At 31.6% G+C, this 1,555-nt stretch carries 2 protein-coding genes; both read left to right on the forward strand.

The window, feature by feature from the left end:
- Window positions 1–405 precede the first annotated feature (405 nt).
- Window positions 406–690, forward strand: coding sequence for a hypothetical protein (locus ACTYBU_RS22400; protein ID WP_445493249.1), 285 nt, complete (start codon window positions 406–408; stop codon window positions 688–690).
- A 93-nt stretch (window positions 691–783) separates the two neighbouring features.
- Window positions 784–1,035: a hypothetical protein gene (locus ACTYBU_RS22405; RefSeq protein ID WP_445493251.1), complete on the forward strand. Its 252-nt coding sequence runs from the start codon at window positions 784–786 to the stop codon at window positions 1,033–1,035.
- The last annotated feature ends 520 nt before the right edge of the window (window positions 1,036–1,555 follow it).

The raw sequence follows: 1,555 nt of genomic DNA on the forward strand, positions 1-1,555 counted from the left end.
GTTTTCTAAACTCATAATATCATCCCTTCACCTTATTATTATTTGTTCTACTTTTTTCATTCCACCTATGCGTTCTTTTAAACAGGGATATAGAAATTAATAAAATTAATTCTTTGCGATAATATGAACTTATCTATGATTACTACGTTATTTTCATATGGGATTCTGTCTTTTAAAATGAAGTAGACTCTTAAATGATAAACTAAGAAACAAAGAACTTAACCCACTAGCTTTTGTCATTATTGCTGTTAAGCAAAAGAGGTGCTAGGGTAGGATTTAAACGGTAGAAAGAGGAGAAGACGATGTGAGAGGTGATCTAAAACTTATTCGATTGATTGAAGAGCTCAAAGCAACCACCCTTGTCTGATAAAGAAAATAATTCGAAATATAATACCTAATACTAGTTTGGTTAAGGATGCAGAATCACAAGGTTTATCTGTGAGTTTAGATGAAGCAAAAGCATTTGCTGAACAAACTAAAGCTTCAATAGAAGCATTGAATACTTCTCAGGCAGAAGAAATGAAAAAAATATTGTCTGATTATATTAATACTTTAGGAAAAAGTGAAGAAGAATATTGGAATGAAGATACACCTAAAGCATATCAAGAATCTTTGTCAATTGGTGTCCTTAAAGAAAAAAGTTTGAAGAAGAACAAGAAAAAAATGAAGATATATCTCAAAATGAATTAGAACAAACCTGGAGCGAATATACTGAAGAAGTAGTAAAAGATGCAGACGTTGAAATAGTAAATTAAATACAATATAATTATTTTATTACTGAATGTGCTGAAAGTGGTGGGAACGATAAAAAAACATGAAACTCAAAAACAAGATGACGAGTATATGTTAAATGATGATGAGGTTTTTGTTTCAGAAGAATTTGCGAATGCACAGAAAGCAACAGGTGATAAAATAGGAATAAAAAACTATAATATCCGTTCTTTTCCCAAATTTGTTAGAATTGCAGGTTATTTGTTTATTTCATTATTGATTCTATTTGTTTTATTATCTGTTATATTAATAATTATTTATTAGTATTGTTAGTTAAAAAAAATCCATCCTTTAATTTTAGAAGGATGGATTTTTAGTCTTTTAGGAGTTAACATATAAAAAGCCCTTGATTGTATTGAGGCCAATGAAAAATTGATTTATTAGATAAATTATAGGTGAAACGCTTAAATTTTGTTGGGTTAAAATAGTATAGAGAATTTGAAAACGAACATCATTTTGGTTAGGAGAGGCGTCCGCACGACTCCTGCGGGATTAGCTCGACGCTCGCCCCGCGGAAAGCGTGTGATAAGCCTCGGAAAACCGAACGAAAAACTCTGCGTTGCTTGGATTGTCAATACCAATTTTTTATAGCATTCACTTTTTCAGTGACCCCATTGTATTTCCCCAATCTCTTCTATAGAAAATTCCTGCTTATATTTATTTTCAAGAAAATGGAGGAAACTGCAGGACAAATAACCAGAAAGCACAATCCTCTCTGGTCATTTTACTTCAATGTACGGCAAGTACCTTTCAAAATAGACACTTGTCTTTATGAGGGTTCGGA

It is taken from the genome of Niallia sp. 03133 (genome assembly GCF_052663225.1).